This is a genomic window from Thermorhabdus hydrogeniformans (assembly GCF_049310025.1).
Lineage (GTDB): Bacteria > Bacillota > Thermosediminibacteria > Thermosediminibacterales > Tepidanaerobacteraceae > JBJYKD01.
The window spans coordinates 77,698-97,308 of sequence record NZ_JBJYKD010000007.1 but is presented as its reverse complement, the minus strand read 5'-3'; the positions used below and the strand labels follow the sequence as shown (position 1 = coordinate 97,308).

At 45.3% G+C, this 19,611-nt stretch carries 24 protein-coding genes; 2 read left to right on the top strand and 22 right to left on the bottom strand.

Features of this window, described 5'->3' with window-relative positions; genetic code table 11:
• Positions 1–186 precede the first annotated feature (186 nt).
• On the top strand, positions 187–1,056 hold the full coding sequence (locus ACKX14_RS05335; protein ID WP_422445395.1) for an Abi family protein: 870 nt from the start codon (positions 187–189) through the stop codon (positions 1,054–1,056).
• Between the two features lie 612 nt (positions 1,057–1,668).
• Here ACKX14_RS05335 and ACKX14_RS05330 read toward each other — a convergent pair.
• The 22 genes from ACKX14_RS05330 to ACKX14_RS05225 form a co-directional block, all read right to left on the bottom strand.
• Positions 1,669–2,703, bottom strand: a complete 1,035-nt coding sequence (locus ACKX14_RS05330) for a hypothetical protein (RefSeq protein WP_422445393.1) — start codon at positions 2,701–2,703, stop codon at positions 1,669–1,671.
• Positions 2,704–2,718: 15 nt separating this feature from the next.
• On the bottom strand, positions 2,719–3,651 hold the full coding sequence (locus ACKX14_RS05325) for a M23 family metallopeptidase (protein WP_422445391.1): 933 nt from the start codon (positions 3,649–3,651) through the stop codon (positions 2,719–2,721).
• The gene (locus ACKX14_RS05320) at positions 3,651–5,378 is read right to left on the bottom strand and encodes a VirB4 family type IV secretion system protein (protein WP_422445389.1); all 1,728 of its coding nucleotides are present in this window, start codon (positions 5,376–5,378) and stop codon (positions 3,651–3,653) included. Before ACKX14_RS05320 ends, ACKX14_RS05325 begins: the two co-directional genes overlap by 1 nt.
• Positions 5,365–6,066 (bottom strand): hypothetical protein, encoded by a 702-nt coding sequence (locus ACKX14_RS05315; protein ID WP_422445387.1) that lies wholly within the window; start codon positions 6,064–6,066, stop codon positions 5,365–5,367. The genes ACKX14_RS05320 and ACKX14_RS05315 overlap by 14 nt, the downstream gene beginning before the upstream one ends.
• A complete protein-coding gene (locus ACKX14_RS05310; RefSeq protein ID WP_422445385.1) occupies positions 6,063–6,392 on the bottom strand; it encodes a hypothetical protein in 330 nt (109 codons plus the stop codon). Before ACKX14_RS05310 ends, ACKX14_RS05315 begins: the two co-directional genes overlap by 4 nt.
• A gap of 18 nt (positions 6,393–6,410) precedes the next feature.
• Positions 6,411–7,319: a conjugal transfer protein TrbL family protein gene (locus ACKX14_RS05305; protein ID WP_422445443.1), complete on the bottom strand. Its 909-nt coding sequence runs from the start codon at positions 7,317–7,319 to the stop codon at positions 6,411–6,413.
• Positions 7,320–7,385: 66 nt separating this feature from the next.
• Positions 7,386–7,622: a hypothetical protein gene (locus ACKX14_RS05300; protein ID WP_422445383.1), complete on the bottom strand. Its 237-nt coding sequence runs from the start codon at positions 7,620–7,622 to the stop codon at positions 7,386–7,388.
• A 25-nt stretch (positions 7,623–7,647) separates the two neighbouring features.
• Complete coding sequence (locus ACKX14_RS05295) at positions 7,648–9,645, bottom strand: VirD4-like conjugal transfer protein, CD1115 family (protein WP_422445381.1); 1,998 nt, start codon at positions 9,643–9,645, stop codon at positions 7,648–7,650.
• Positions 9,646–9,675: 30 nt separating this feature from the next.
• Entirely contained in the window at positions 9,676–9,825 is a 150-nt protein-coding gene (locus ACKX14_RS05290) for a hypothetical protein (protein ID WP_422445379.1), read from the bottom strand.
• A 33-nt stretch (positions 9,826–9,858) separates the two neighbouring features.
• Positions 9,859–10,137: a hypothetical protein gene (locus tag ACKX14_RS05285; protein ID WP_422445377.1), complete on the bottom strand. Its 279-nt coding sequence runs from the start codon at positions 10,135–10,137 to the stop codon at positions 9,859–9,861.
• Between the two features lie 365 nt (positions 10,138–10,502).
• Entirely contained in the window at positions 10,503–11,093 is a 591-nt protein-coding gene (locus tag ACKX14_RS05280; protein WP_422445375.1) for a hypothetical protein, read from the bottom strand.
• Positions 11,093–13,516 carry a MobP3 family relaxase gene (gene mobP3, locus ACKX14_RS05275; RefSeq protein ID WP_422445373.1) on the bottom strand — a complete coding sequence of 808 codons (2,424 nt, stop codon included), beginning with the start codon at positions 13,514–13,516 and terminating at the stop codon, positions 11,093–11,095. The genes ACKX14_RS05280 and mobP3 overlap by 1 nt, the downstream gene beginning before the upstream one ends.
• On the bottom strand, positions 13,513–13,884 hold the full coding sequence (locus tag ACKX14_RS05270; RefSeq protein ID WP_422445371.1) for a hypothetical protein: 372 nt from the start codon (positions 13,882–13,884) through the stop codon (positions 13,513–13,515). Before ACKX14_RS05270 ends, mobP3 begins: the two co-directional genes overlap by 4 nt.
• A gap of 471 nt (positions 13,885–14,355) precedes the next feature.
• Positions 14,356–14,949: a hypothetical protein gene (locus tag ACKX14_RS05265; RefSeq protein WP_422445369.1), complete on the bottom strand. Its 594-nt coding sequence runs from the start codon at positions 14,947–14,949 to the stop codon at positions 14,356–14,358.
• 165 nt (positions 14,950–15,114) lie between these two features.
• Positions 15,115–15,354, bottom strand: coding sequence for a hypothetical protein (locus tag ACKX14_RS05260; RefSeq protein WP_422445367.1), 240 nt, complete (start codon positions 15,352–15,354; stop codon positions 15,115–15,117).
• A gap of 19 nt (positions 15,355–15,373) precedes the next feature.
• Entirely contained in the window at positions 15,374–15,712 is a 339-nt protein-coding gene (locus ACKX14_RS05255; protein ID WP_422445365.1) for a nucleotidyltransferase domain-containing protein, read from the bottom strand.
• A gap of 42 nt (positions 15,713–15,754) precedes the next feature.
• Complete coding sequence (locus ACKX14_RS05250; RefSeq protein WP_422445363.1) at positions 15,755–16,006, bottom strand: type II toxin-antitoxin system RelE family toxin; 252 nt, start codon at positions 16,004–16,006, stop codon at positions 15,755–15,757.
• Positions 15,997–16,248: a hypothetical protein gene (locus tag ACKX14_RS05245; RefSeq protein ID WP_422445361.1), complete on the bottom strand. Its 252-nt coding sequence runs from the start codon at positions 16,246–16,248 to the stop codon at positions 15,997–15,999. Before ACKX14_RS05245 ends, ACKX14_RS05250 begins: the two co-directional genes overlap by 10 nt.
• A gap of 102 nt (positions 16,249–16,350) precedes the next feature.
• The gene (locus tag ACKX14_RS05240) at positions 16,351–16,539 is read right to left on the bottom strand and encodes a hypothetical protein (protein WP_422445360.1); all 189 of its coding nucleotides are present in this window, start codon (positions 16,537–16,539) and stop codon (positions 16,351–16,353) included.
• Between the two features lie 20 nt (positions 16,540–16,559).
• Positions 16,560–16,730, bottom strand: a complete 171-nt coding sequence (locus tag ACKX14_RS05235) for a hypothetical protein (protein ID WP_422445358.1) — start codon at positions 16,728–16,730, stop codon at positions 16,560–16,562.
• Positions 16,731–17,302: 572 nt separating this feature from the next.
• Positions 17,303–17,731 (bottom strand): hypothetical protein, encoded by a 429-nt coding sequence (locus tag ACKX14_RS05230; RefSeq protein ID WP_422445356.1) that lies wholly within the window; start codon positions 17,729–17,731, stop codon positions 17,303–17,305.
• Between the two features lie 19 nt (positions 17,732–17,750).
• Positions 17,751–18,014, bottom strand: a complete 264-nt coding sequence (locus tag ACKX14_RS05225; RefSeq protein WP_422445354.1) for a helix-turn-helix domain-containing protein — start codon at positions 18,012–18,014, stop codon at positions 17,751–17,753.
• Positions 18,015–18,332: 318 nt separating this feature from the next.
• On the opposite strand from ACKX14_RS05225, the gene ACKX14_RS05220 reads away from it, so the two are divergent.
• Positions 18,333–19,610 carry an IS110 family RNA-guided transposase gene (locus ACKX14_RS05220; RefSeq protein ID WP_422445352.1) on the top strand — a complete coding sequence of 426 codons (1,278 nt, stop codon included), beginning with the start codon at positions 18,333–18,335 and terminating at the stop codon, positions 19,608–19,610.
• The last annotated feature ends 1 nt before the right edge of the window (position 19,611 follow it).

Genomic DNA, 19,611 nt, shown 5'->3' with positions numbered 1-19,611 from the left:
ATTCTATGATTTAAATAGTTATTGACCGTTATCTCAAGATATTCACTGTTATTCCCTATTAATAAAAATCTTGCTATTTTTATTTCATAATGTTATAATAAAGACAACAGAGCTCACCACGCCTCTTGACAGAGAAATCTGTCAATGCGGACCAGGGTGAGACATTTTTTTATTAGAGGTTAAAAAATGAGTAGCTTTGTAAAACCTCCATCAACAATCCAACAACAAATTGAGTTATTAAAAAGACGAAATTTAATAATCGAAGATGAAGAATTCGCTAAACACGTTCTGACACATGTAAGTTATTATAGATTAAGCGGCTATAGCTTGACTCTTAGAAGAAATGATATATTTTATCCTGGTGTAACTTTTAATACCATTTATGAGATTTATGAATTTGACAAAAAACTAAGATACTTGTTATTGGATTTAGTTGAAACAGTTGAAATTTCGTTTAGAACACATATAGGATATCATTTAGCTCATAAATATGGTCCCTTATGTTATACTGACAGTAAGTATTTTGAAAAAGAAGTATACCACAAAGAATGTTTATCTGATCTTCAAAAAGAAATTGAGAGGAATAAGCAAGAGTTGTTTGTAAAACACCATATTGAAAAATACGGCGGTAAATTCCCAATATGGGTGGCGGTTGAAATTTTATCTTTTGGTACACTGTCAAGACTGTTTAATAATATGAAAAAAGAGGATAAAAATACTATATCTAAGACGTATTATAACTTTCCCGCTGTCTATATTACAACATGGCTTAGGTCTCTCGTCGTTTTAAGAAATATATGTGCTCACTACGGAAGACTTTACAACAGACGCTTTACTATTACCCCTAAACTAGGAAAAAAAGATAAAAAATTAGGAATACAAAATGATAAGTTATTTGCTCTCGTATTCATACTAAAATATTTAATTAAAGATGATAATAAATGGACATCATTTTTAATAAATCTAGAAGCGCTTTTTGAAACATTTGATAAAGTAGATCCTTCGTTAATGGGATTCCCTGCTAACTGGCTTTCTTTACTCCAAAAACAACCCTAATTCGTCAATTTGAAATAAAAAAGTCCCCGGCTTATTGCCGGGTCATTTCTTTATACTCATTATTGCCTTTATAAATTTGCCAGCACCCTCCGTAAACTCTTTATATTCTTCCCGCAGTGCTCCCAGGTTCCCAGTCCCGTAATATCCTGCCTCCTCGTATGCTCTAAAGACATAACTAAAAAACATCTCGAAGATTTAAATGCTTGGAACGAGGTAAAAGGTTGGTTTGAGAAAATTAATGAGCTTTGTAGCAAGGTATTATAAGATCTTTAAAATGTGAAAGGCGGTTCTGTCTTATGATTCTTTTTACTAAAAATATTCTGAAGAATGGCAGACACAAAAAGAATATGAAAAAACAAATAGAAAAGCTTGTTTAACTTTATCCACGTTTTTCTAGACACCCAGCGGAAAGCTAGCCCTGGCGGGGCGAGGCCATTTATGCTCATCTTAGTGAAAGCTGCCTCTTGCCAAAACCCATCGTCGGGATATAACAATGATTCAGGCCGTGAGGCTCTCCCCCGCCCGCTCGAAAAGGGGCACTTCCGGCTACAGCCGAAGGTATCACCTGAAAATTGGAAATTCGTATAAAAAATACGAATTTTTTTAATACAACTATAGAAAACAAAAAAATTTATTTATTCTTTTCTCTGGCAAAACAGTTCGCAGGATCTTTGAACAATATTCACTGCTCTTTTTATCTTTGTTCGGGAATCTGCTTTTATATGGCAGTATAAAGACATTTTTCCCCCTGGAAGCTTCCATACAGGACATGGCCTCTAGAACAGACTCTTCCCCACAAACAAATGATACACTGGCATTCATCCATGTCCTGGACCTTTCAAAACGAGAAAGCGGCGGCAGAACGGCCAGCATGAGATCAGCATCAGTGCTTAGAAGCTTTTCAGGACTGACTGCACCCAAATCTAAAACGATATATTCATGCCTTCTCATCCGAATCACATCCATATAATTCACATCTCTGCACACATCAAAATAAGCTCGGAATGGCCTGGGTTCCGCCCCCACTTGCATCCCTGTAATAATTTCAATACTCGCTTCCCCGGCCTCAATATATATAGTCTTGTATTTCTGCCCGGCCAGGAAAGCCGCAAGGGAAAGAGAAACGGAAGTTGTCCCGACACCGGGAGCGGTACCGGCCACTGCAATAAGGACCGGTCTTTGAGATATGGCCACCTTTTTCTCGATGATTTTTTCTCTAATTATTATCTTTGATACTTCCTCCCCCTGTTCTAAAGAAAGTGCAGGGTCCAGCCATTTTGCCGCTGCGGAAAGATTTGCCGGCGCCCGGTTCAACACTTCATTCAGGGACGCAACATCGGTAACAACATCATAGACGCCGGCCTGGACCACAGCGGCCACATCGTTGTCACCGGGCTTTTTATCAACGGCAAGCAGTATTACCCTCGTATCCGGCCTTTTGAGTCTGTATCTCAACACGGCAGGCCCCAATCCGGGGCCCGTATCCACATCCAGTATTAAAGTATCCGCAGGGATTCTGGCCGCCTCCTCCAGGGCTTTGGGGCCTTCGCCTTTCGCAACAATTTGTACTGGAGCATCGTTTAATCCTTTATCATTTAACAATCGTGTAACGGGCTGAACGGTATTTTTGCCAAGTATGGCATACATGTAAACTCCTCCCATCTAATAAAAATTCAATGGATTCACATATTTCCCCATAAACTTCACTTCAAAATGCAAATGGGGGCCGGTACTTCTGCCGGTATTCCCCGACCTTGCAATAATCTCTCCTTTTTTAACAGCATCCCCTTCATTCACCAGAACGCCGCTCAAATGAGCGTATCTGATAATATACATCCCGGACTGCAGCGTAATATTTATCCCGTATATGCGGTCTTCCGAAATATTCCTGATAGTACCTTTTCTCACCGCATATACGGCAGTCCCTTCCGGCACCCCGATATCGACGCCGTGATGAAAAGACGGAGTATGATCGATAGGATCCATTCTGTAACCATAAGGGCAGGTGATCCGGGAAGCGACAGAATATTCGGCAGGCACCGGCCAGAGCCATCCGCCCGCAGGGGAAGCAGTCCAGCCATCACGCACAGTAATACCGCCGCTTTTAAGACCCATCAGAAGTCTTCCGGCCTGTTCCTTCTGCCCATCCGTCATGCCGAGATCATCCATGACATCATCAAAGCCGCGCAGAATGTATGTGACTTTCGTATGAGTTTTTCCCTGCTCATCCTTCACTTTTTCCTCCTGTCTTTCCACCCAATGTCCGGCCAATTCCTCAATACCGGCTCTTGACACCCGAGAATAATCCTGGTCATATAATGCCCCCCATACTGCAGCCACTTCCTCCCACGGAATCTCTATCTTATCCTTTCCGTAATCCCGGACCACATCGTAAAACATGCCGAGCCTGTCTTCATCCGCCAGCGGCAGGTATAGCAGTACCGTTGGAAATGCCGTAATAAGGGCGACAAAAAGGGCGATCATGCCCAGAATGATGAACACGACCGCCTTCAATATATTCCTTCCGTCCTCGCCGCTTCCCAGCAGCCCCTTTGCTACGGCTCGTCCCACTCTTATCGCCCATCCCGGAATCATTATTCGATCAGCTCCAATTCATGAGGTGCCGCCTCGATGTGGATATGGACCCTCTGGTTGCCCGCAATCAGCAGTCCTTCACCCCGTTTGGCGTTCGCAAGCAGATCAGTTTCCGCTTCGCTCAAACATAATAGCTCCCGCAGCGCCTCAAGGTCCTTGCCCTCCTGCCTCATCAACAATTTCTGAGCTGCATTGGTAATCACCGGCTGGCCCAATCTTGAAATTTCCGGCGCCAGAAAGTCGATTATATTCTGAGTGACTATAATCAAAGCTCCGTTATACTTTCTTATCCTTTTTGAAAGATTTCGGACGAAGGTAAGAGCCTGGGGAGTGTTGGGGTCCGCCAGAATCCACGCCTCGTCCACCACCAAAAAAGTCTTTTTCCCCGTTGCCCTGCCTTCACGAACGAGGTCCCATACATAACCCAGGATGTTGAAATACTGCGCCCGCCGGACATTATCGCTGGCATCCGTGAGGTCCATGATGTCCAGCACGGAAAAGTCGCTGATCGGCGGGATGGAGGACTGCCCGTTCCACAGAAAGCTGTCCGACCCTTCCACAGCGCTTTTCAAAAGCGCTCTGACTCTCTCATTCTTTAGATTGTCATAAACATTCTCCACCGTAGGCCATGTGGTTATACCGGTGGTATCCGTATCCCAGGTAATCCCGAAATCCGTATATGTCTTCAATATAGCATCGTCCAGCTCCGCCCGTTCAATATCCGAAAGACCCGGCATATACATCTGAAAGAAGGTCTTGAGCCGCTGCAAATGGGGAGCCAGGGGACCCTTTGTGGATTTGACCTCCTCTTCATCCTCCGGATCTATATCCGGAACCGGACGCACCTCCATGGGATTTATCTTCCCTTTCCCGCCGGCGGCGTTTATCCATGCCCCGCCCAGTTTCCGGCACAGCTTTCGATATTCCCGCTCGGGATCCAGAATTAAAATCCTTGCGCCTAAAGCATACTCGCGCAAAAGAATCGTCTTAACGGCAAAGGATTTGCCGCCGCCGGTTGTCCCCAGAATATTCATGTTTGGGTTTGTGATTCCGCTCTCCTGGGGAGCCTTCCAGCGGTCAATGAGTATCAGCCCGCCGGATTCATCACGGCCAACAACGGTTCCCCTACCGTGATTTATGCCGGTGTTAACCCAGGGATATGAAGCTGCAATGGTTTCGGCGGGCATTTCCCTTGAGGCAAAGTCCGCAATATCCTCCGGGAGCACGGCAAAAGGTCCCGCCGACATAAGTCCGTCCTCCTGACGGAAAATCGCCGTCCTCGCCCGCATACCGGCAGCGGCGCAGACCGCCTCCACTTCCCGGGACCTTCGGGCAAGTTCGTCCCGATTCCCGGCGGTTATGAAAATTATCACGGCGGTTTTGTAAACCTTCTGCTGCTCTTTGTCAATCTTGCTTATCAATTCTTTTGAATCATTTAAGGATTGTTCCCATCGGATTTTCGAAAGCGCATCCCCGCCGCCTGCAAGTCTTGAGGTGTATTCCTGGACGCTTCTATTAAGAGCTTTAAGAAGCTCCAGAGGATCGGTGGGGACCATGTGTACACTTACCACCACGCCCGGCATGTTAGCGAGTCTTGAAAGCCAGGCTTTTTCGACCCTGGGCGGATAGTTGAGTATAACCTTCACCTGGCCGATTCTGTCACCAAACACAATATCAGATCGATTAAACCCCAGGGCAGGGGGTGCGATTAAATCAATCAACGCCATCTGAAATCAGCTCCTTTACCGTTTTTATCATGGGTGCAGAACTCACAATACCCGGTCTTTCGAAAGACGCCTGCGCCGGATTGAAGAAACAAAAAAGCAGATCCAGGACCTCTGTTTCGCCGCATTGCTCCGCTTTAAGTTCGGCTTTCGTAAGCATTGCAACGAATTCCCGGACCTTCTTTTGAAGTTCGTCCGCCCGGCTTTTTTCCTCCGGGATGAGTATAAAAAACCTGCGCTCAGTAGCTTCGGCACTTGAAACAATACCACGGACATAATTCAAATACCCCCGAAGGATCGGCCTTCGGCCAGGATCGGTCTCTTTAAGCAGATCTTCCAGGCTGGTTAAATATTTATCCAGATCAATCGGCCGGGGCATGCAGAAAATTTCCGCTCTGGAAGAAAGGGCCTGGAAAGCCTCGTAAAGGGACTTTATCCTCCGGCTCTTTTCAAGCTCCGACAGCAGCGTAAACGGTGTGGGATCTATCTTTATCACCGCCGCCACCCGGCCGTTCTTAAGCTGCAACAGGCCGCCGACTATATCCTCCGTCGGCAGCCACTTCTGCACCGTCTGTTTAGCCTTATCAGCAGAGTTTTTATCCATCTTTTTCTTTTTTCGCTTCCCGAAGAGCAGCGGAAAAACCCGCATTTTCTTTATTCCGGTCATCTGCTTTTTTGCCGATATATTCATCTTTCGGACCTCCCTGTAAAAACATAAAGATACTTTTTCGGCCTTGAATCCCACTTCCTGAAAGCCTTGAGCTGGGTATACAGGCTTGCGCCGAACATGTCCTGTTTCACAAAAATGTAAGGAGCGCCTGTGAATAAAGTCACGGTTACGATCTTGATAAACGGCTTTATCCCCGGCGAAAAAGGCAGAAAAGATAAAAGATACTGCAGCAGAAAACCCATGGCTCCACCTGCCCCCACCACCAGAAGCTCCAGAATCCCGAATCCCGGGAAAAACTCCATCCGGGTCCGGACCGCCCTGGGCACCAGGTATTCTTTATCATCCATTTATCTCCACCCTCCCTCTTAAAATTTAAGCCTTGACATGACATTCCACACCGCGGCCTGTCCCGCGGACCCGATGGCGCTTCTTATGCCTGTGGAATAGGCGTAGTTGCGAACTATCTGAGGCGTCTTGAACGTAACCCACAGACAGGCCAGAAAGTAAAACGGGCGCACCCAGGCGAGGTCCGCGGCTGTTGCCCCCGGTGCGACCAGAAACGCCACCGAAAGATACAGAAGCAGCATCTGAACGGGATGGGCCATGGAAACCACAAACATCTCCCTCCACCATACGTCAAAGGTCCCTCCTCCGCCCATAATGCCCAGAGACATAAACGGAGCGACAATGGCGATAAGGGTGATTTCCACCGTCCTGGCCAGGGCCTGCAGGCAGACAATAAACATAAGCCCGAGTATTACCGCAATTACTATCAGCCCGAAAAAGCCAGCTGCGGCAAACACAGCCGTCCCCCCTCCCGCAAGAAAACCCCCGAGGCTTAAAGCCTCTTCCAGTGTAGTGGCGAAATCCATGGATGATGGATTAAAGCCGAATCCGGAATTCACAACCATCAGCGCCAGGTTATTGCTTATAACTATAATTTTGCTGACCAGAAACGGCCCGGCGAATATGGCTACCACGGAATAGACCGTCCTCTTGAGCAGCCCTCCCGGGTCCGTCGGCGCTCCTTCGGCCCGAAGGCTCATTATTTGAAACGCCTCCCATGTAAGTCGCAAAGCCAGTACAGATACGGCAACCGCCTGGCAGTAGGAAATGAGCTGGGATATGAAGGGCAGATATGTAATGTCCATCGGCGCGCTGATGCTGGAGAACAGGGTTAAAAACTTCTGTATGAGATTCAGCCAGGGGGATATGAAACCGATGAGCAGGTTTTGAATCGCACTCGATACCGCATTTGCGATAGTCTCAAGCATGTAGTTCACCCTCCTTTTTTGGGAAAAGATAAGCGGCAGGCGAAAGCCCGCCGCGATGAAACAGTATCAGAAATACGATACAATGGTCGTCACGAGCACATTGGCTATTATGACGATTACACCATATTTCAACACGTTTCCTATAGCTCTTGAATGCTGCGTAGCTGCCATCTCATCCTGAGCCGTTGATCTCATAAGAGCATGGTAGGATACCATCAGCACCATCGTCACCGCCGCAAGGCCTGATATCCATCCCGTAGCGGCAGTAATTAAATTTTTTAAACCGGTTACAAAACTTGGCATAAAAAAAAGACCTCCTTGAAATATTTTAGATATGCAGTTTGTTTAAAATATTGCCCTTGGAATCATCTCTTTCGCCATGTTCTATGCTTTGGCGCATCACCTCCTTATATTGCGGCCATGAAGATATATTCGGCAGCCATATATTATTTTTGTCTATCGGTTTTGCCTCCGGCATGTCTATTCTGGGGAAGAAAGCCCTGTACGCCGCTTTCCATGCAGATATGTCCTGCAGCGTGAGCCGGGCCGGATACTGCCCGGCCTGCAGCAGGAGGGAATTGCCCTGCTGCCACCTTCCGACTTCATCCGGCGTCAGCAGATATCTCTGGGCGCTGCCCTCAGACTCGGATACATCCATCCTTCTTTTCTGCATTGACTTTGTCCTCACGGTAAAGGTCCCGGCCATCCTGGAAATTTCTTCCTTTGTGCTGGGATCGTTCGTCCGGAGATAGATCCATGTATCACAGTTTCCGGTTACGATTTTTGCCTCCTGCCTTCCGTATATCTTTTCCACCTGGTCTATGCCCTGGACGGCCAGCACAAAGCGGATGTTTCGCCCGGCAGCGACAGTAAGCTTTTCCGCAAGGTTCGGGACCTTGCCGATGTTTCCGAATTCATCCAGAAGGAACCATACCGGCACCGGCAAACTACCGCCATTGTCCCTTGCAAGCTGGGCCAGAGACGAATACGCCTGGTTTATATACATTGCCGCAATATCCCTCCTCGCCCCGGCTTCGTCCGGCATGAGCAAAAATATGGCTGTTGGTTTTAGACCTGCTGTCTTGGGATCATGGTCTGATTCTGCACAGAGCCAGGCAATTCCAGTTTCGGAAAACAATCTAAGATGCGCGGCCGTCCCCGTATATATGCTGCTGCGTGTGCGTTCCTCGGAAAGACCTGCCGTACCGTATGCCATTTTTGCCGGATGGCCGGAAGGAAGCCTGGCGAAGAAATTATCCAGTTCCTCCCCGCCGTTTGCTCCCAGATCCATAAGCAAGCTGTACGCACTGGCGGGATTTTTTTGTCCTTCCGGAGCTTCCATGGCAACGGCTAAAAAAAGCGCGGCAATCAGGGATTCTTCCGCTTGAGGCCATATAGGATCATTGCCGGGACCTTTCGACCATGCCATCTGATTGCCCAGCTCCCATGCCTGCCTAACCGCTTCTTCCTCGTCACCTTCTTTCAATGCTCTGTTTATCACTTCCAGAGGGTTCCACCGGTTCCCCCTGGATGGTCTCAATAAATCTATCAAAATCACATCATAACCCTTCTGCCGAAGCCATGATGATGTATGCTGAAAAAGTTCGCCTTTGGGATCTGAAAATATCATGGACTGAAGTGCATTTCCAATGGTCCAGATCGAAGGCATATATACTCTTCTGGATTTGCCGGACCTTGTAGATCCGATTATGAAGGTATGCGGATTCCCCACATCGGGTTTTGTCACCCATGCCGTGCTTCCCTCGCTGCCGACCACAATCCCCGCTGCTGCGGGCCTTTCCGTATCCACTTTTGCAAGAGTCCTGGATAACTCCCCCGGCTTCCTCCAGCGGCTGGACCCGTGAGTGATTTCCCTGGACATTAAAAGAGCCGGTCGGCGATAGGGCCAACCGGTCCGGTAAAAGATTATCAGGATTATACACAGTATAAAGATGAAAGGTATCTGCGCCAGCCAGAATTCCAGCGGCCTTTCCGCAAATAGCCGCTGGGTGATGACGAAGTGGTTTGTATATCCCGTGCCCGGCGCCAGCGTCTTGGCCGCAAGGTAATTTACCGCCTCCTCAAGCGTCATGGCCGGCTTGATCGGCGGCCAGACGACCTTCGGAACCATGTAGACAAATGCCAGGCCGATATAATCCACCAGGGCAAATACCGGCAGCACGAAGAAAAGGATAATCAACCTCGGTATGGTGACTATTTTCTTAGACCATAAAAAATGCCGTATTTTCGCATCAGTTTTATAAGCAAAGGAGAAGATTTTGCTCAGAATTTTGAATATAAGCATTCCCGCAATAACTTCAAACACAGATGTGACACCTCCTTTTCAAATTGCTCCTTATGCTAAATCCTCATCATTCTCAAGAAAGTTTTTAATATATTTCTTCACATCCCCCCTCCCTTCAAGATAAATACTTCTGCAAATTATAGCCGGCTGCATTTCCATCATGCTTCTTGAATCGCTTTCAAGACACGCCTTTTGAATCATTTGTTATATACCTGTCAAAATTAGCCATATACGTTATTCCCTCCCTATAGATTCCAGCACCCTCAAGAGCTCCTCCAGCTCCTTCCCGCAAATTATGAACTTTCTGTTATAAAATTCCACCGCCTCCTTCAAAGTCTCCACAGCCTCCACATCCTTCCTTTCAATTGCTTTTTTAAGTGCATCGTGAATACCGCACCAGACGATAAACCTCAGCTCGTACTCCATCGGATGCCCTTTTATATTCTTCATTCCTCCATCAGCTTTATTTTTAACATTTCGAAACCCATCTTCTACCGCACACGCCTTCTTCATCGCCGTTCCCCTCCGCTTTTGTTTTTTCAACACCGCCTCACGGCTTAGCTGCCGAACAAAAGCCGGCAGGCGAAGTCAAGGGGCGCCGGGAGGGATAAATGGAGGGGACCCTCCGGGGCGCAGGCCGTTTATGCTCACGGCGGCGAAAGCGAATCCCTTGACGTAAAGCCCTGCCGGCATTTACAATGGCAAGGGCCGTGAGGCGGGAGCCTGCTTTCATAAAATGGCACGATTGACCCGCCCGGGGCAATGGTGCCCCGACCTGAAAAAAAGGTATAATAAAAGCTTTGCATGGTGCCGGAGGCCTCCGACGGCTCGATGCAAAGCTGCCTTGTTCATGATAAAACTGTATTATCTTTTAATCATCATAATTCTCTATCCGGTTTTCTTGACGCTGATTCTTTATACTCGTGAAGTTCCTTTTCCAGCGCTGCTTTTTCCAGTTCAAGCTCCTTTATTTTCCTCAGCGCCCTTCTATAGTTGTCCATCAACCTGCCGTTTTCCTCATAGATTAACTCAATAGTGCCTATCAACACATCTCTGTCTACAAGGTTTGGCGATTGCCTCTCCTTAATAGCCTGCTCCACTTTGTATGCATCAACCAGAATATTGATCCCGTCCAGTTTTCCAAGGTTGGGAACTATCTTTTCCACAACCTCGTCTCTTACTTTTTTTACATTTTCATCGACATTTTTCACAACCGGCTTTATTTCGCTGGTATCAGACTTCACCTCGCCAATTCTTCCGGAATCCCTCTTGAACTGCACGTATTGCGCCCATATCCCGCCTGCCACACCGATCAATGCCACAAAAATCGCTACAATCCCCTGAGTGTCCATTTCAAGCACCCCTTTGACATTCTTTTCAGCATGAATAAATAAAAGGTACGCTTCCGCTATAACTATTCCCATTATAATCATAATTTGGGGGATTGGCAAACTTTTCTCTTTTTCCATTATTCCACCTCTCTGTCTATCGCCGCATCGGTCACAAGATATCGCTTAGCCTTCTTCTCTGCCTTCTTTTCCGTCATCATGCTGGCATACCTGGACTGTGCCTCTGCCTTCGACCTCTCCCGCTCAAGAGTCTTCCATGCGGACTTCCATACACTGGCTGCAATCCTTTCGGAAAGCGGCATGGGTCTTCCAACCTGCCACGGGCATTCAGGAGCGTCTTCCGCCTCAAATCCCAGGTTTTTCATCAATCTGCCCCAGCTTTTTTTGCTAAGCCATATATCTGTGTCGGCTATTGTGGTTCTGTCCAGAACATCCCGCAGCCTGGCCTCCGTGATCTTTACGCCGCTTCTTTGGCACCAGTCCCTGACGATCCTGGCCCGCTCAGGTTCGTCTATGTTCATGGCCTTGAGTGTGGAAGCCATTGTGGTTATGGTCCATCGAAGTTCCTGAGGATCTTCGTTATGAAAGTATGAGTTTTCGAAAGCTTCAATAGCACCGGCTATGCGTTCTTCCATAAGTGTTACGCCTAATTCGTCCCGTAGCTTCTGACTTGCCTCTATTTCGCTTTCGTCTTTTTCCTTTACGCCAAACCATGGCCGGAGGAATTCCTCCTCCTTCAGGCCCAGGTTTTCCATCATTCGCTGCCAGTCGTCCCGGCTGACGATTTCCGGAAGGCCCTTATCTTTGATATATTCAATGCGCTTTATCTCCCTGCCGACCGCATTCTTTAAATCATTATCCGAAATACCGGCTTTTGCGGCAAACCCTTCCGCCGCTTTCCACGCCTCGTCTTCCTTCTCTTTCAGATAAACCATCGTGCGGTATATTGCCCCTGCCGTCCATACGGCTTCCTCATAATCATCCGCCACAAGGTCGGCATCAGCATCACGTATCTTATGCACCACCATATCTCTTCTCCCCTCATGCATTACAAAACGCAAATCCTCAGGGATTTCCCTCGGCAGAAGTCCACAGGCCCTCGAAACAACCTGCTCTGCCATCCTCAATACAATGTCTTCCCTGTCTTTTATACGGCTGAACCTGCCCTGAAGCTCTGGACGGCCCAGCAGCCATTCTGCAGTCTCCCTCGCCTGCTTTTTAAGTTCTTCAGGAAGATATGCATACGACGGTTTCCCCTGCTGATTCGGCATACTCGCAGCCAGATTGTTCAAGCCGCTAAGGAGTTCATCCTTGAGTTCTTTTCCTATCTTCGGTCTGAGAATTTTCGAATCAGGAAACAGCCTGCGGTATTCCCTGCCCAGAGAAAAACAAACGGTCCTCCATAGTCTCTCCGCTGCCTTCTCGGAAATACTTTCGTCTTTATTCTGATGTTTCCCTCCCCCCGCTTCAATATATTCTTTTGTCTCAGAAATTTCATAGTCCGCTTCATCCGGCTTCTGCTCGATGATGTTCTCCACCTTCTGGACATCCACGGCTCCCTTCAGAACAAGCTGTGCAACCCGGTCCCGGATATCCTTAAAAGCTCTGTCGGCAGCTTCCTCAAGCTTTTCATCCTTTTTGACATAGTATTTCGCAAGCTGTTCCGAAAGGTCCTTGTATTTTTCCAATGAATTTAAAAAGCCCGGCTGTGCAAGCAGCCAGGCGGAGATATCCCTCGCCTTTTCCTTTACCGCCGGAGGCATGTACTTCAATGCGATACGCCCGTGGCCCGGCATTATTGCAGCCAGTTCATTGAGCTTGAGCATCAATTCCTTTCTTGTCTCAGGAGCCATTAGCGGCTCAAGTCCGGGTTTTTCTCCGATAAGCGCTCTGGCTTCCTCTCCCCTGTTTAGATTGAGTATACTGCTTCTGGCAGTATCCCTTATGAAATCCCTTAAAGCCGTCTTTTCCGCTTCAAGCCGATTTCTTTCCATCGCATCTATTTCCTGCATGAATATTCTTTTTATGTCCCGGACCTCGCCTTCGGAGAGTTCGCCCTGCTTTCTCTTTGGCTCCTTTTCCCACAAGAGGATATGGACGTGCGGATGCCCTCTTTTCCTGTGAAAGGCCGCCACCCACCGGAGGTTGGATTCCGCTATCCCCATAGCGGCAGCAGCGTCTTTCATGGTGGCGCGAAGGGTTTTCATCCAGGCTTCCCGATTTGTGTATCCCAAATCTACGGCGTCACTCTCTTCCAGGGAAAGGATCCACCGCCAGGATACCCCCTTGTGATTTAAAAGTTCTTTTTGAATCTTGTTCATGTCGGGGATGTCCTCTTCCTGGGAAAAAAGCCCGTGGGACCCTGGCCGCTCGGCCATGTATTTTATATGCCCGGCATCCATGTCGGGAGTGATTTCCATATCTCCCATATCCACGCCCGGCCTTGTCCCTATATACTCGACATGTCCAGCATTCTTCCCCTGGGCATTTATTTCTCTTTCAGGATCTTTAAAACTGTTTATGAATACAAAAGGCGTATTCATTCTTCCTCATCAGCCTTTCCCCTTATGTATGCAACAGCCTTGCTTCTGGCATCGTTATACAGCTCCACTGCGTTGTTCTTACCCAAGTCTGCAATACATTGCACGTTCAAGAACATCGAAGTTGCAGCAGCTATAGTAGCCTTTGTAGCCAGCTTTGCCAGGCGGTCCTCCACCGGCTTTAACACGTCTCTCATGGAACTTCTCACTGCGCTGCAAATTACGTCTCTGCCATTGGCGGCGTTTTCTTCGGCGACATACTGCGTAAGAATGCGACGAATGACAACCGCCATTTTTTCTTTCCTTTGGGCTGCTATTGTCGAAAGTGAATTGTATAAATTATCATCTAGCCACATAGAAAAGTGTTTCATAAAATAATTTCTCCTCTCTTAAATTTAGTTGCAAAAATAAAAAGCGCCTTTATAGCACATCCGAAAAAGCTTATATAATTAGGGTTAAAAGATAATGTAGCACCTAATTAGCATACAATATATATTAAGAGCACCTTTAAAAGCGCCTCTAAAAAATCTTTTACTGCCAGGCTTTGCCTGGCATGTGTGTGCGTATGAAGCACACGCCCTTATCCTGCCTTATGAAAAACATGGACTTCTCACCCAGTATGTGACAAAAGTGGTCAAACCTATCATCGTTTTTAAGCCTCCGCTACTTGCATAAATTAAACTCAACATGGGTATTTATTCATGATGAGTTACCTTTTAATGATCATTTTGAGTTATTTTTTTGAAAAAAAAGAGGGTGGATTTTATTCACCCCGAACACTTTTTTTAAACACATCTTATGACAATAGATTTCAATCAACTTCCGCACTTTGGATTAGTCAATTATATATCCCCGCTTACTGAATACCATTTAAGTTCCTCACTTCTAAAAACATTTGTATTCTTTGGATACCTATATTCGTAAAGCGGAGTACCATCTGTTGAAAAAGCTATCGGCTTTAATTCATCATTTGATCGAATCGCCCTATTCCAAGAAAATATTGTGGGACTCCCTTTTTCAATTTCTTTTCTTACTCTATCATCCTCTGGCCCAGCTTCAATGAAGGCAACTTGAGGATCAGTTGTCTCAACCGCAAATACTGTTGCCTGACCTCTTTTATCAGTATAACTCATCCATCCAACAGTTTTTATAGCATCACTTGATGTCTCGAAGTGTACAGCCGCCGGAGCCCTCCACAAAAATAAAGACTTAATTGAAATTACTGTCCTAGGGCCATTAGCCGTATCGAAAATGTAAACCTTACTCCAACCGAAATCTACATCTCCTAGAGACACCGCATTCTTTCCAACATCGAAATGAGCTTTCGCCGCTGCAAGTGGAGTAAACCTATAATTACCTGCAAAAAAACAAAAAACAAGTACAATAAATATGACTACCGCCACTTTAATCTTAAAATTAAACTTAAGTTTCCCCATTTTATCCCTTCCCGGCTATTTCCGATAACTCTACAATCTCCGACCCTCAGTGGATTTCATGCCCTTTAATAGTTTTTACATCACCGTCGGATAACTTCAATCGCTGTGCAAGCCTTTTTTGTTGTTGCAAGGTCTGGCCGGCTAAGTACTTTGCCGCTTTTTTTCTCAAATATTATCTTGTAAGTCTTTTTCACTAATGCCGGCCTCCTTTAAAACCTCCTCAAAGGATATAAATTCACCTTTTTTTAACGCTTCTTCAGCTTCTTTTGCAAGCTGCAAATCAAACTCGTCAATCTCATCGTTTATAATTTCCTTTAATTCTTTAAGTATGATAAGTACCTTTTTCATCTTATCTTCAGGGATTAGATCGATTATTTTATAAGCCTGTTCTTTCAATATGCTCATCACTATCACCACCTTGACCTTAAATCACATCAACCGTTTCCGGCTGTTCTAAAACATAGTGTAAAAAACCGGCCTTTTTTTCTTTTCTCTCTTCAAATTCTTCAGGTGATAAGGCTAAGGCTTCTATAGGCTCCATCACTTCAGCCAGCGCATCTCCGATAATCTCCCATCGTTTCCAAAATGGCATTCCGGAAAACGTTGGCGACACTATAATTAGGTCTATATCGCTATCTGCCCTTGATGTGCCTCTTGCCTGGGAGCCGTATAAATACACTTTTTCGATCGTTATGCCTTTCGATGTCAATACTTTAATAAACGACAACACGATATCGTTTAATTTACTTGCTGTTTCAGACATTTTTTACCACATCCTTTTAGGGATGGATTTCGCAATTTCAAATTATTTATAAACCTCTCGTCTATGTTTGATTGATTCCACGTATAACTTGTTCTTTTCCCAGTCAACGCTGAAAACTATGCGCCAGTCACCGGAACGAAGCCTGTATTTTATCGGTTTGCCTTTTAGTCTCTTAACTCCCGCTGTTTCAGGAAAATGAATTAATTTTAATATATCATCAGCGATTTGCTGTCTTATTATCCCGTCAAGAGCTTTTAGGGCCTTCTTTGCCTCCTTCTTAATTTCTACTTCCATTTGAAATTTAACTCCCTAGCGACTTTCTCTATTGGCTCCGATGTATCGTTTTCAGCATGCCTTAAAGCTTCAATTTCATCCGGTGATAGTTCCTCATCTTCTTCCGGGACACTTTCAAGAAATTCTTTCAAGTTTTTTTTCCTTTTTTCATACAAATACTCCATGAAATTCAGCGCTTCTTTTTTATCTTCATCAGGCAATTTTTTCAACAGCTCAAAAATTTTTTCCTGCGGTATGCTCATGTTCAAAACCTCCATAAGATTATTTCAAGAATATTATATCACAGTCCATTTAAGAATAAAAACAAAACATGCTTCATCGGATTTACCTCCGCAAGGCTGCAATCATTTTTTTAAATATTCCAGCTCGTTCAAGAGATCCTCCAGCTCCTTCCCGCAAATTATGAACTTCCTGTTATAAAATTCCACCGCCTCCTTCAAAGTCACTGCCGCCTCCACATCCTTCCTTTCAATTGCTTTTTTAAGCGCATCATTAATCCCGCACCAGACGATAAACCTCAGCTCGTACTCCATCGGATGCCCCTTCATGTTTTTCATCTCTCCTTCCAAATAGCAAAATGATGGCGGTACATGGCTGCTATATCTTCCGCATCTTTTCTCGTTGCATCTTCCTTGTACCTTCTTAAATCCTTCAAAACCGCCTCTACAAACTTTTTGTAATTCACCTCATCAATCCCGTCTTTGACCATTCTCACGCTCTTCATTGTCAATCCCCTCCATTGTTGTTTTTTTGCAACCGCCTCACGGCTTAACTGCTAAAGAAATGCCGGCAGGTCGAGTCAAGGGGCGCCGGGAGGGATAAATGGAGGGGACCCGGCCCGCAAGGGCCGGGGAGGAGGCCGTTTATGCTCACGGCGGCGCAAGCTTTACCCCTTGACTCAAAGCCCTGCCGGCGTTTATAATGGTCAGGGCCGTGAGGCTGGAGCCTGCTTCCATAAAAGGGCACGATTGACCCGAAGGGGAAATGGTGCCCGGACCTGAGAAAAAAATATAATCAAAAGCTTTGCATGGTGCCGGAGGCCTCCGACGGCACGATGCAAAGCCACAATTCAGGTGTATTCAGACTCGGGCAAATCTGTTTATACCGCCGTCTTTATTAAGCTTTTAATTTTAAAAAAAAACAACAACCTCAGCGGTAGCTGAGAAAAAAGGTTGTTGTTGTTAATTTTAATATATACTGTTAATTTTAGTACGTGAATTTTTCCGTAACGGGAATTTCCCGTATCGGGTTTTTCCCGTTACGGGAAATTTCACTAACGGTAAAAATCCTTATATATCAAGCTTTTTCAGCTTCGGCGCTGATTTTGCCCTTGCCCTGGCATGTATAACATTGATAAGCTATATTCTTATCAGGATCAAAAATATATCCCAAACCGTCGCATTTAGTGCAAACAACCATGTCGATTTTATTAAAATCCTCATTAGGTTCATAACCATTTTTCAAGGCCTCAAAGATAAAGCCTTCAGGAGATTTTACCTCATGCGTCTTTTTATACTCTTCCAAAAATCTAATCTTGTTGATAATATCCTTTCGATCAAACTTGCTTTTCAAAATCCTTATAAAACTATCCTTTCTCCTTCCGACCACCTTGAAAAACAAATTTTCAATCTCATCATCATCGGAAACTGTTTCAACCGGAGCCGGTTTATCGATAATCGTGTAGACGTTTTTATCAAAAAAACCGTTTTTTCTGTTTTGCTCCACTCTTATGTAACCATACTTTTCAAGCAAATTGCGGTGTTTTTTTAAAAGTGTTATAATCCTTTATTCCAAGGTCTTTACAAATCTTTTCCACACACGGAAAGGCCGTTGTGCCGCTTCCGGCAAAAGAACACATATAGGCATAAATGGCTTTGGCAGATATGGTAAGCCTCGGGTCCTGCATGACAATCTTTGGTATAATTCCATAACCTTTTGCTTTTACTCCTTCTACCTGCAGAATATCTGAAAGCTCATCTATTTTTTCTGAAGAATCATTGTTAATCATTTTAAAAACCTCCTTGTAAGATGTATTTAGATATAAAAGGCTATACAAACCCGAATATTAACTTTCGAGGTACCCCAGGGGGACCTAAAGAGAGCTTTAATGTATAATTACTCATGGAAGAGTGGTATCGATGCACATACCTCCTGGGAGGCCTTCACTGGCTTATTCCCTTGAGTTAGCGTATCTTCCATCCCTTGAGTATATACAATTAGGCTGGTTGGGACCCTCTGGGGTATCCTCGTTTCACCTGCAAGGATGTATCCTCAAGTGGTATATGGATTCCACTCTTTCTAAAACTGTTAAACGAGGTGATGTTTTGTGAAAAACAATATTGTTGTGGGAGTTGACGTTTCAAAGGATTTCAGTTATCTCTGCATGGTAGGGCCTGATGGGAAGAAGTTAGGCAAGCCTTTTAAAGTGCTGCACACTCTGGAGGGCTTAAATTTGGCCTTAAAAAGGTTGAAAGAAGTGGAATACCAGTATGGTTCCAAGTGCATCCTGGTCATGGAGGCCACTGGGTTTTACTCCAGGCTCCTGTTCCACTTCTTTCACCAATCTAACCTTGATGTGTGGATGGTAAATCCTATCCAATCCAATTCTATCAAAAATATCAAGGTTAGAAAAGTGAAAAATGATAAGGTGGATGCTTACAGGATTGCACTTTTGTTTTTGCTGGGTGAGGCTGTGCCCGTTCGCCCTCCCAGAGAGGATTTGGCAGAGATAAATATCCTTTGCCGTCAATATTTCAGGTTGTCAGATGATTTTACGAAGTATAAAAATCACCTCGTTAGTTTGGTAGGTCAGGTTTTCCCCAATTATGATAAGGTGTTTTCTGATATTACTTCTGAGTCTTCTTTATACATACTTGAGAATTTTTCTTCTCCTAATAAGCTTTTAAAGGCTGATAAGAAGACTTTGGTGGAAAATATTGCTAAACTTTCTCGCAAGGGCCGCAATTGGGCTTTGAAGAAGTATGGTGCTTTGATTGATGTGGCAAGAGAGGCTCTGATTTTAGGCTGTGCTCCGCCTGCTGCTGAAATTGCTATTCTGGCTGATATTGCTGTTTTAAGGGCTTTGAATGAGCAGTTGAGGGTTATTGAGTGTAAAATCAGGGATCTTTCTTCGAATGTCAGGGAGATTAAGCTTGTTGGTTCTATTCCGGGGTTTGGAATTTTGTCTGCTGCTTGTTTTGTTTCTGAGATACGGGATTTCTGCAATTTCAAAAGCCCTAAAAAGCTTGTTGCTTTTTGTGGTATAGACCCTGCTGTCGTTCAATCGGGTAAATTTAAGGGCTCTCAGGTTAAGATCTCTAAGCGTGGTTCTCCTTTTCTCAGAAGGGTGCTTTATACGGCCGCTCTTGCGTCTATCAGAAAAAAGAGAAATGGTGATTATTTTAATCCTGTACTGGTTGACTATTATGAGGGTAAAATTCAATCAAAGCCCAAAAATGTTGCCCTTGTGGCTGTTATGCATAAGCTTGTAAGGTATATTTTTGCTGTGTTGAGGGATGAAAAGCCTTTCAGGTTAATTACCCCTGAAGAGCATTTAAAAGCTTTTGAAGAAGCAAGGTTAAGTCCATTAAAGATGTCTGTATAAA

Coding starts and splice junctions, on each gene's coding strand:
- ACKX14_RS05335 (WP_422445395.1), top strand. CDS start 187: ATGAGTAGCTTTGTAAAACCTCCATCAACAATCCAACAACAAATTGAG.
- ACKX14_RS05330 (WP_422445393.1), bottom strand. CDS start 2,703: ATGTATGCCATACTTGGCAAAAATACCGTTCAGCCCGTTACACGATTG.
- ACKX14_RS05325 (WP_422445391.1), bottom strand. CDS start 3,651: ATGATTCCGGGATGGGCGATAAGAGTGGGACGAGCCGTAGCAAAGGGG.
- ACKX14_RS05320 (WP_422445389.1), bottom strand. CDS start 5,378: ATGGCGTTGATTGATTTAATCGCACCCCCTGCCCTGGGGTTTAATCGA.
- ACKX14_RS05315 (WP_422445387.1), bottom strand. CDS start 6,066: ATGAATATATCGGCAAAAAAGCAGATGACCGGAATAAAGAAAATGCGG.
- ACKX14_RS05310 (WP_422445385.1), bottom strand. CDS start 6,392: ATGGATGATAAAGAATACCTGGTGCCCAGGGCGGTCCGGACCCGGATG.
- ACKX14_RS05305 (WP_422445443.1), bottom strand. CDS start 7,319: ATGCTTGAGACTATCGCAAATGCGGTATCGAGTGCGATTCAAAACCTG.
- ACKX14_RS05300 (WP_422445383.1), bottom strand. CDS start 7,622: ATGCCAAGTTTTGTAACCGGTTTAAAAAATTTAATTACTGCCGCTACG.
- ACKX14_RS05290 (WP_422445379.1), bottom strand. CDS start 9,825: ATGATTCAAAAGGCGTGTCTTGAAAGCGATTCAAGAAGCATGATGGAA.
- ACKX14_RS05285 (WP_422445377.1), bottom strand. CDS start 10,137: ATGAAGAAGGCGTGTGCGGTAGAAGATGGGTTTCGAAATGTTAAAAAT.
- ACKX14_RS05280 (WP_422445375.1), bottom strand. CDS start 11,093: ATGGAAAAAGAGAAAAGTTTGCCAATCCCCCAAATTATGATTATAATG.
- mobP3 (WP_422445373.1), bottom strand. CDS start 13,516: ATGAATACGCCTTTTGTATTCATAAACAGTTTTAAAGATCCTGAAAGA.
- ACKX14_RS05270 (WP_422445371.1), bottom strand. CDS start 13,884: ATGAAACACTTTTCTATGTGGCTAGATGATAATTTATACAATTCACTT.
- ACKX14_RS05265 (WP_422445369.1), bottom strand. CDS start 14,949: ATGGGGAAACTTAAGTTTAATTTTAAGATTAAAGTGGCGGTAGTCATA.
- ACKX14_RS05260 (WP_422445367.1), bottom strand. CDS start 15,354: ATGAGCATATTGAAAGAACAGGCTTATAAAATAATCGATCTAATCCCT.
- ACKX14_RS05255 (WP_422445365.1), bottom strand. CDS start 15,712: ATGTCTGAAACAGCAAGTAAATTAAACGATATCGTGTTGTCGTTTATT.
- ACKX14_RS05250 (WP_422445363.1), bottom strand. CDS start 16,006: ATGGAAGTAGAAATTAAGAAGGAGGCAAAGAAGGCCCTAAAAGCTCTT.
- ACKX14_RS05245 (WP_422445361.1), bottom strand. CDS start 16,248: ATGAGCATACCGCAGGAAAAAATTTTTGAGCTGTTGAAAAAATTGCCT.
- ACKX14_RS05240 (WP_422445360.1), bottom strand. CDS start 16,539: ATGGAGTACGAGCTGAGGTTTATCGTCTGGTGCGGGATTAATGATGCG.
- ACKX14_RS05235 (WP_422445358.1), bottom strand. CDS start 16,730: ATGAAGAGCGTGAGAATGGTCAAAGACGGGATTGATGAGGTGAATTAC.
- ACKX14_RS05225 (WP_422445354.1), bottom strand. CDS start 18,014: ATGATTAACAATGATTCTTCAGAAAAAATAGATGAGCTTTCAGATATT.